This window comes from uncultured Desulfovibrio sp. (assembly GCF_910584445.1).
Classification (GTDB): Bacteria; Desulfobacterota; Desulfovibrionia; order Desulfovibrionales; family Desulfovibrionaceae; genus Desulfovibrio.
In genome coordinates this window covers 1-8,132 of the sequence record NZ_CAJUBO010000032.1, presented here as the reverse complement: position 1 = coordinate 8,132, position 8,132 = coordinate 1, and the positions used below count along the sequence as shown (strand labels likewise).

The window sequence follows — 8,132 nt, the reverse complement described above, 5'->3', positions numbered from 1 at the left end:
CAAAAAAGGCTGTTTTTGACGGATGATTGTGGCATTGCACAAGCTGCCACATCCCAAGCCAGCAGTCACATTAATAGGTCCAGACCCTAGAGCGGTTTGGATACTTTCAATACCAAACCGCTCTCAACTCCGGAGCGTTCCTCCCGCCTGTCCCCGCGCGGGGACGCGGCGCTCCCCTTCGTCCCGGCCTGTCCTCACGGGCGCCATCCGTGGCGGAAGTCCGGCGCATAGAGCCGCGAACGCGCGTCACCGCCCTCCAGTTCCCCGGGAAGGACCAGAAAGATCGTCTGGCGGTCAAGGCCGTTGCGTTCCACGCAGGCGGCCAGCTCCGCCAGTGTGGTCCAGACAAGGCGCTCATCCGGCCAGCCCACCCTGCGCGCGCAGAGCACGGGCGTTTGCGGCGCCAGTTCCTCCCCCAGTTCCTCTGCCAGGCGCCCCGCCGCGTGCGCGGAGAGATAGACGGCCATGGACGTCCGGTGCGTGGCGAGGGCGGCAAGGCTCTCGCGTTCGGGGACGGGCGTGCGCCCGGGCGCCCGGCAGAGGATGAGGCTCTGGCTGGTGCCGGGAATGCTGAAACTCACGCCCGCAGCAGCCGCCGCCGCGCAGGCCGCCGTGACGCCGGGGATGACGCGCCAGGGGATGCCGTCGGCGTCCAGCAGGGCCGCCTGTTCGCGCAGGGCGCCATAGAGCGAGGGGTCCCCGGTATGGACGCGGGCCACGAGACCGCCGGCCAGCGCGACTTCCCGCACGCGGGCGTGGCATTCCTCAAGGGTGAGCGGCGCGGAATCCACCACGGCCGCGCCGGGCCGGGCGCAGGCCACCACGGCCCGCGGCACGAGCGAACCCGCATAGAGCACAAGGTCCGCCGCGGCGATGGCCTTGTGCCCCTTGATGGTCAGAAGCTCGGGATCGCCGGGTCCGGCGCCCACAAAACTCACAAGTCCCGCATTTGCGGCGCGGCTGCGTTTTTTTTCCATGGACCTCTCTCCTGGCGGGCTTCCTGCGCCCTGCGGCCGGCTACTCCGTCTCCCTTGCGCCGGGCTTGCGCGCGGCCAGGAGGAAGACCGGATTCCGTGCCGCAAGATGGCTGCCAGCGCCGAGCGGGAGCGCCTCGGCACTCTGGATCTGGAGGATCTCCAGCGGCCAGCCGCGCTGCCGGAGCGCCTCGCCGCAGCGGTGGAGACTCTCCAGCAGGACACAGTTGGCCGCCAGGCGTCCGCCCGGGGCAAGCCTGGCGCAGGCCGTCGCCAGCAGGGCGTCGCCGTCCGGTCCCGACAGGCCGCCGCCGATGAAGATCCGTTGCGGCTCGGGGAGATCGCGCAGGCAGTCCGGGGCCTTGCCCAGGCAGACCTCCACCGTGGCCGCGCCGAAACGGCGCCGGTTTTCCTGGATGCCGATGGCGCGGTCCGGGTCGCGCTCCACGGCGATGACGCGCCCTTCGTGGGCCAGTGCCGCCGCCTCCAGCGCAACGGCGCCCGAACCGGCGCCAAGGTCCCACACCACATGGCGCGGCCCGATGCCCAGCAGGGCGAGCGCGGCGGCGCGCACGGGCTTGCGCGTGAAGCAGCCTTCCACGGCCAGCTCCGCATCGTCGATGCCGAGATGCGGGCGCCTGACCGTTCCCGTGGGGTCCAGGATGAGCACGCAGGCCGGGCCGAAGCGCGCGCACGCCGTCCGCGCGAGATCAAGGGCATGGCGGCGTTCGTCCGGCGCGCCCATGCGCTCGAAAACATGGGCCGTGAACCAGTCCACGCCCCGGTCGAGGAGGTGCCGGGCGATGACGTCCGGCGTCATGCGCGCATCGGTGAGGATGCAGAGCGGCGCGCCCCGGGCCACGGCGGCGTTGAGCGGTCCCAGGTCTTCCCGGCCGTGGAGCGAAAGGCAGATGACCCGGTGCCAGGGCAGGGCCAGGCGCGCGCAGGCGGCCTGAAGGGAACTTGGCGCCGGCACGATGCGTACGGCGTCCGCGCCGAGCTGGCGCGCCATGGTGGACCCGATGCCGAAAAAGAGCGGGTCGCCCCCCGAAAGGACGAGCACCTGGGCGCCGGCGGCACGCAGATGGCCCAGGCGGTCCAGGAGCGGTTCCAGCGGCAGGGTCAGCGGGATGCGGCGTATCCGGCGCTCCTCCGGTTCCGCCACCTGATCCAGCAGGCGCGCCGGGCCGCAGATGACGTCCGCCTCATCCAGCAGGCGCCGCAGGGGCGGCGTCAGGGCGTCTTCCAGCAGGGGAACGGTGCAATCCATGCCGAGAACGGTGATCGGCTCGGGCCGGGAGGTGCTGGGCATGAAGACGAAAAGCGAGGAGCGCCGGTGCCCTCTGGGCGGCCATTCTCCCTCGGACTCGGCGGCGGATGCGCTCTGCGGCGCGGTGTCGTCCGCTTCCGCGCCGGCCGGGGGGTCCGGTCGCGCATCCTCGCGGGGGATGGTCCCGTCCCCGTCGCTCGGGGGCGCGGGGGAGGCATCGGAGGCCGGATGCAGCAAGGGGATGGGGTGTGTCATACGGTCAGAAGCTCCCTGCCGTCGGTATGGAAAAGGTGGAGCGTCACGGGGCGTCCGGCAAAACGGCGTGCCGTGGCCGCCGCCCGCGCGCCCACAGCGGCCAGGGCGGCGGGCGCCGCGGTGTCCGCAAGCAGCAGCTCCAGCGCGTGGGCGGCGGTGACGGCGCGGGAGATCTCCGGCGCGCATGCCGCCCCGGCCTCGCGGCACAGGGCCGCCAGGGCCGCCATGTCCAGCGGCGCTTCGCGGGCGTGCGTATATTCCAGCCCCTGGGCCAGTTTGGCAAGCTTGCCGAAAAAACAGCCCCAGACAAGCCTCTCCAGCGGAAGCGCCCCCGCGGCCGCCAGGGAGAAACGCGCGAAATCCGCCGCCTGGACGAAGGCCTGCGGCGGCAGTTCCGGGTAGCGGCGCATGAGCAGCCGCTCGGACCTCCGGCCCGTGGACAGGCAGATGGCGCGGCAACCGGTGGCGGCGGCCACGGAAAGCCCCTGCGCCACTGCGGCGCGCCAGGCGGCGTGGCTGTAGGGGCGCACCGTGCCCTGGGTGCCGAGGATGGAGATGCCGCCCGTGATGCCCAGGCGGGGGTTGAGGGTATGCCGCGCCAGTTCCTCGCCGCCGGGCACGCTGAGGATGACGTCGAGCGCGGGGCGTTCGGCGCCTTCGCCCGCCATGTCGTCCAGAGCGCGCCGCAGGGCGAAGCGGAGCTGCGCCCGGGGACCGGGATTGATGGCCGGCGCGCCCACGGCCACGGGCAGGCCGGGCAGCGTGGCGCGCCCGACGCCCGGACCCGCCTCCAGCCGGAGGTCATGGGGCGGCGCGGCCGGGGAACGCAAAAAGACCGTGGCCGTGATCAGGGCGCCGTTGGTGGCGTCCGGGTCGTCGCCGCCGTCCTTGCGGACGCGCGCATGGGCGCCGGGCAGCGCGCGCGGCGTGGCGTGGGGCAGGGCGGCAAGCTCGGGCGCCGGGCCATGCGCGCAGAAGGCCACGGGCAGGTCCATCCAGGCGCGCGGCAGTTCCGGTCCCGGCGTGCCGGCAGGTCCGGGAGCCTGCGGCGTGATGGGCGGCAGGGGGACGGATACCGTTGCCGGCGCGGCATGGCGCAGCAGCAGGGTCAGGGCCGCCAGGGCCGCCCCGGTGGCCGCGCTGCCGGTGGTGAAGCCTTCGCGCAGGGGGGGGGAGTCCCGGGCGCCGGGTCGCGTGGCGTCAGTTTCCGGCATCCGCGGTATCCGCAGCATCGGCAGCATCCGCCGTGTCCGTAGTATCTGCAGTATCCGGCCAGACGCGTCCCCGGGCCAGCAAGACGACCGGGCCGTCGATCTCCGCTTCCAGCGCGCCGTCCTCCCCGGGGGGAGCAAGGCGCACATGCAGGACGGAGCCTGAGGGCTGGAGGAGGTCGCACTCCCCGTGGCCGTTCTGGAGCGCCAGCTCGAGCGCCAGGGCCAGGGCGCCGGAGCCGCAGGCGTTTTCCGCCACAAGCGTGCCGGCATCCCGCACGCGCACGACCGGAAACATGGCGGCGCCGCGCGCGCGGGGCTTCCACCAGATGATGCCCGCGGCGGCTTCGTCCTCCAGCCCGGCGGCACGGATGGCCGACCGCGCGCGCTCCGGAAGGTCCGGGGGCGCGGCGCCGTCCCCGAGGGGCAGAAGCAGGTGCGTGATGCCCGGCAGGCGCACGATCCTGCCGCCGGCGTGCGTTTCCGGGCGGCAGCCGGGCGGCAGCCGGAGCCGGGCGCTCACCTCCCAGCGGGGGGCGCGTCCGCGCACGGTGAGCCGCACAGGGCCTGTCCAGCCGGAGACGCTGACGTCCGCGCAAAGCGGTGCCGCGCCGGCGCCTGGACCGCTCAGGGCGAGGAGCGCGCCGAAGGCGCGGCTCGCATTGACGCAGAACTCGCCCCCGGCCATATGCAGGGTGCGGGCGGCCATCGAGACGCAGCCCGCCTGCTCCGCCCCGAGGACGGCCGGGTGGAGGACGGCGCGCGCCCATGCCGCCTGCCGGCGGGGCGGGGCGGCCACGTCATGCAGGAAGAGCGTGGTGTTGCCGCCGGAACTCCATTTGGAAAAGGTCAGTGCTGGCATGGATCTTCCTTGTGCTGAACGGCGGAAAAGTATGCCCCATGGGTCGGGAGGTGTCCAGCAGGGGTGTCCGCCCCGCATCCTCATGTTGCGCCCATGGCGCGGCCCCTGTTGCGCCCCGGATGGCTGGGCGGGGAAGACGCCGCGCGGCGGCCGGAAAAGGCACGTTTTGCGGCGTGCGGACATTGTCCGTGGCCTTCTGGGGGGAAACGGGGAATATGACTTGCGAATTTTTCTAAAAGAGCGTAAGGAAAAATCTGTTGCCGCGTTCAGGCGGACGGGGCGACAAGCCGGTTCTTACTGGCGGGCAAACCGTTATAACTGTCGGCGCCAGAGAATCAATGCCGACACACAAACCGTTTTTGGGAGGCACCATGAAATCATTTCGTCTTCTCGCCCTCGCGGCGGTTCTTGTTCTGGGCTACGCCGTAGCGGCCGCCGCTGCCACGCCGACCTGCAACAAGAAGATCAACAGCTTCGACTTCGTCGTGGACTATTCCGGCTCCATGATGATGCAGAACAAGCAGCTCAAACAGGACAAGATCGTCGTCGCCAAGAACGTGCTGCAGCGCGTCAATGCGGCCATTCCTGCCCTTGACTATAACGGCGGCCTGCACACCGTCACGCCCGACGGCGTCATCGTCCCCCAGGGTCCGTGGGACCGCGCGGCCATGAGCGCCGGCATCAACAAGCTGAAGAGCGGCTTCCAGATCTTCGGCCGCATGACGAGCATGGGCAACGGCCTCCAGAAGTATGAGCCGTTCATCTCCAGCATGAAGGCCCCCTCCGCCATCATCCTCGTGACCGACGGCGACAACAACCGCGGCTCCAGCGTCGTGGAAGTGGCCCGCCAGCTCTATGCCAGCCAGCGCGACCTCACCATCCACATCATCTCCCTTGCCGACACCCCGAAGGGTGAAGCCACCATCAAGGAACTGGCCGCCCTCAACCCCGGCACCATCGTGGTGCGCGGTGAAGAACTCGCCACCAGCGACGCCGCCGTCGAGCGCTTCGTCCTTGCCGTCTTCTGCCAGGACGAGGACGTGATCGTCCTGCGCGGCGTGCATTTCGCCTTCAATTCCTATGCGCTTGACAGCAAGGCTCAGGGCATCCTCAACGAGGCCGCCCAGCTCATCAAGGCCAACCCCAACAAGCGCGTCGTCCTCAAGGGCTGGACCGACTACATCGGCTCCGACGCCTACAACAAGGTGCTTTCGCAGAACCGCGCCAACTCCGTGAAGAACTATCTCGAAAAGCAGGGCATCCCGGCCAGCCGCATGACGGCCATCGGTTGCGGCAAGTCCTTCAAGTATGACAACCATACCGAAGAAGGCCGCTACATGAACCGCCGCGTCGAGATCGCCTTCGACTAGGCGCGTCCCAGCGACCAACACTGATCCCGGCCGGGCGGCGCATGCCGCCCGGCTTTGATTATGGCCCCAAACTTCCTGACGCGAGGTATGTCGATGCGAAAATCTCTGGTGTTCGTTGTGGCCCTGTCCCTGATGGCCGGCGGCTGCGCCTGGTTCAGCAGCTCGGAAGAGAGCGAGACGGTCACTCCCGCCGCTCAGGAGTCCGTGGCTCCGGCTTCCGAGCCTGCGCCCGAGGTCGCCAAACCGGCGGCCAAGGCTCCGGCCAAGGCCGCCAAGAGCACTGCCGCAAAGACTTCCGGCAGGAAGGGCGCCAAGTCCGAAGCGCAGATCAAGGCGGAGCTGGACAAGATGGGGCACAAGCTTGCCGCCCAGTCGGCGCGGACCCTGCTGCCCAACAAGGCCAACAAGGAAGTCCGCAAGGTCGGCGACCAGTATGTGGCGACCTATCTTGAGGTCGATACCGGCAACGTGAGCACGGAAATGAAGCCGGGCGCCAACGGCCAGTATGTGGGCTTCATCCGCTATCAGGAGCGCATCTTCGAATGCCGTGGCGCCACGCGCCAGGCTGCGCTTTCCGCGCCCTGCACCCAGGTGCGCGCCCGCCGTCTCAACGAGCTTATCCGCTATGACGGCAAGGCCTGGCAGGATTGATCCCTTCCAGGTCCGATACACGCGATCTTCCCACACCCGCGCGCGTCGCTCAGCGGCGCCGCCGTCATGCTGCGGGATCGGTCATCATGCAGGCCGGGGCTTTGCCCCGGCCGTTTTTCTTACCGCCGCTCCCCGTTTTTCCGCAGCAGAAAAGCCCCGGCGGGCGACATGCATGTTTTTGGTCTGATGAGTTCTGTGCTTCTGGAAGGCGGCCCGGAATACCACGCCCAATATGCGGTACGCGTCGCAAAGCGCAGGGGGCGTGTCCCGTCGCCCCCGCCGCCGATGGGCAAGGGGCTTCCCGTGAGGGGGGATTGACCGCGCTGTCGTGCGCCCGGCCTATGGCGTTCCGCCGGCGGCCTTTCCCCGCAGGCGCTCCAGAAGTTCGGGATGCGCCTGCGCCAGAGCCTTGCCGGCATAGATGGCGAGACGCCCCGTATCCGTCACCAGCGTCAGGTCGGGATGGGCGTCGGCGCGGTGGAGGATCTCGGCATAGTCGGCTCCCAGCGCCGCCTGCCCCGCCAGTGGCGAGAGCACGAGGAGGGCCTGGGGGAGCGGACCCTCCAGTTGATCGCGCATCGCCATGTAGCGATGTTCGAACAATGCCAGATGCGGCCCGAGACCGGACTGGACGTAGAGCGTCACCCCCTCGGGCAGGGGAGTGATGCGCGCAAGGTCGGCCCGGAGCAGCTCCCGTTCCTGGCGGTCAGGCGCGGTCAGCAGTCGTGCCGTGGTGACGAGCGGATTGTACCATCCGGTCTGCGAGGCGAGCAGGATGGCGCAGTAGGCGCCGGTGCCCGCGAGGAAAAGCGGTTTCCAGCGCCGTGGCGGCAGGAGGCGTTGGAGCCGGCGCATGCCGTAGGCCATGGAAAGAAGCAGGAAGACGGACGGCAGATCGTAGTACTGGCTGTTGAGATGGAGCATCGCATACGCGGGCGACGAGATGAGGCAGAGGGAGAGGGAGGGCAGGGCGCATGCGGCGGTGAGCAGCGCCCTGCGGCCGCAGAAGGGCAGGAAGCACGTCCAGACGCACAGCCAGCCGAGCACAGAGAGTTTTTCGTCCCATCCGGCCAGCGGCGCGATGTGACGGGCGAATGCGTAGGTCTCGGGCAGGCCCGCATACCGGCGCATGAGGGGCAGCCACCATTGCGTGGCGCCGAAAAACCAGGCGCAGGAAAGCAGGCAGAGGCAGATGCCCGCCCGGCGCTGCCCGAGCAGCAGCCATGCGTACATGCCAAGCCCGAATACCGCCACGGAAGCCCGTTCCTGCCCGAGGCAGACAAGAAGCGCGCAGGCCATGGCAAGGCCGGGGCGGTTTTTGTGCAGGCACAGGCAGCCGAGGGCCAGAAAAGGGGTCACAAGGGTCGTGAAGTGGGTCTGGCGCGCCCAGGCGGCAAGAAAGGGGCGGAAGGCGAAAAAGATCAGCAGCAGCGCAAGGGCCGTCCAGATCCAGGCATTTTCAGGCAGTGGCCGGGAAGCCGGCAGCTCTCTCTCTCTCTCTCTCTCTCTCTCTCTCTCTCTCTCTCTCTCTCTCTCTCT

The 8,132-nt window shown here is 69.5% G+C and carries 5 protein-coding genes and 1 pseudogene; 2 read left to right on the top strand and 4 right to left on the bottom strand.

What is annotated here, in order from left to right; all coding sequences use genetic code 11:
* Positions 1 to 194: 194 nt before the first annotated feature.
* From cobM to cbiD, 3 genes and pseudogenes are all read right to left on the bottom strand, one after another.
* The gene (cobM, locus tag QZ294_RS10950; protein ID WP_297050992.1) at positions 195 to 977 is read right to left on the bottom strand and encodes a precorrin-4 C(11)-methyltransferase; all 783 of its coding nucleotides are present in this window, start codon (positions 975 to 977) and stop codon (positions 195 to 197) included.
* A gap of 40 nt (positions 978 to 1,017) precedes the next feature.
* Positions 1,018 to 2,499 (bottom strand): precorrin-6y C5,15-methyltransferase (decarboxylating) subunit CbiE, encoded by a 1,482-nt coding sequence (cbiE, locus tag QZ294_RS10945; protein ID WP_297050982.1) that lies wholly within the window; start codon positions 2,497 to 2,499, stop codon positions 1,018 to 1,020.
* Positions 2,496 to 3,792, bottom strand: a pseudogene (gene cbiD / locus QZ294_RS10940) (cobalt-precorrin-5B (C(1))-methyltransferase CbiD). The gene cbiE and the pseudogene cbiD overlap by 4 nt, the downstream one beginning before the upstream one ends.
* A 1,151-nt stretch (positions 3,793 to 4,943) precedes the next feature.
* On the opposite strand from cbiD, the gene QZ294_RS10930 reads away from it, so the two are divergent.
* Positions 4,944 to 5,942 (top strand): OmpA family protein, encoded by a 999-nt coding sequence (locus QZ294_RS10930; protein WP_297050956.1) that lies wholly within the window; start codon positions 4,944 to 4,946, stop codon positions 5,940 to 5,942.
* Positions 5,943 to 6,035: 93 nt separating this feature from the next.
* Positions 6,036 to 6,593, top strand: coding sequence for a translation initiation factor 2 (locus tag QZ294_RS10925; protein ID WP_297050951.1), 558 nt, complete (start codon positions 6,036 to 6,038; stop codon positions 6,591 to 6,593).
* A 339-nt stretch (positions 6,594 to 6,932) separates the two neighbouring features.
* Here the strand turns inward: QZ294_RS10925 and QZ294_RS10920 are convergent.
* Positions 6,933 to 8,132, bottom strand: a 1,200-nt coding sequence (locus tag QZ294_RS10920; protein WP_297050947.1) for a DUF2079 domain-containing protein, incomplete at its 5' end; no start/stop codon positions are given.

What these genes read in the sequence shown, in the direction of transcription:
- cobM (WP_297050992.1), bottom strand. Translation starts at nt 977, where the DNA reads ATGGAAAAAAAACGCAGCCGCGCCGCAAATGCGGGACTTGTGAGTTTT.
- cbiE (WP_297050982.1), bottom strand. Translation starts at nt 2,499, where the DNA reads ATGACACACCCCATCCCCTTGCTGCATCCGGCCTCCGATGCCTCCCCC.
- QZ294_RS10930 (WP_297050956.1), top strand. Translation starts at nt 4,944, where the DNA reads ATGAAATCATTTCGTCTTCTCGCCCTCGCGGCGGTTCTTGTTCTGGGC.
- QZ294_RS10925 (WP_297050951.1), top strand. Translation starts at nt 6,036, where the DNA reads ATGCGAAAATCTCTGGTGTTCGTTGTGGCCCTGTCCCTGATGGCCGGC.